The sequence below is a fragment of the Xenorhabdus griffiniae genome (genome assembly GCF_001028135.1).
GTDB lineage: Bacteria > Pseudomonadota > Gammaproteobacteria > Enterobacterales > Enterobacteriaceae > Xenorhabdus > Xenorhabdus bakwenae.
The window spans coordinates 1-555 of sequence record NZ_LDNM01000195.1 but is presented as its reverse complement, the minus strand read 5'-3'; the positions used below and the strand labels follow the sequence as shown (position 1 = coordinate 555).

The 555-nt window shown below is 39.3% G+C and carries 1 protein-coding gene; it reads right to left on the bottom strand.

From position 1 onward, the window contains the following. Window positions 1-83 precede the first annotated feature (83 nt). Window positions 84-518, bottom strand: coding sequence for an aminoglycoside 6'-N-acetyltransferase (gene aac(6'), locus AAY47_RS19640; RefSeq protein WP_047772073.1), 435 nt, complete (start codon window positions 516-518; stop codon window positions 84-86). Window positions 519-555 lie beyond the last annotated feature (37 nt).

The window sequence follows — 555 nt, the reverse complement described above, 5'->3', positions numbered from 1 at the left end:
AGATGCCTACTATAGCAACTGACCGCCTTTTTCAGAAATTGCACTTATCATGCGAATCCAAGTCATATTATTAATTCAATGGGTTAATTTAATACTTTCTTAAAAAACACAACTTTTTCAGTTACTTGAAAACCCAATCCAATATGTGCCTTTTGCGACACAACGTTATCCAATTCAGTATCGGATGCGAGTTCCTTACACCCTTGTTTTATCCCCCAAGATTGCACTTCGTCAACTAGTATCTTGGCTATCCCACATTTTCTGTGGTGAGGAGAAACAAAAATTCCTTCCAGAAACGCTACAGGACTGCTATTACATCCGTTGACATAATCATATCGAACTGAAGCGTCAACAAAACCAAGCCCGTTACCGTCTTTATCCAATGCAATAAATGAAACTAACTGATTGGAAGAAATAATATCTTCCCCATCCGCTTGGTGGGCTTCTTTTGCATGGTCAGGCCACAACTGTTTTCTCAATGCTACCCATACAAGCAGGGCAACCGCATGAATGATCAAATAACATTCAGGTTAGAAAATCCTGCTTGTAATACCT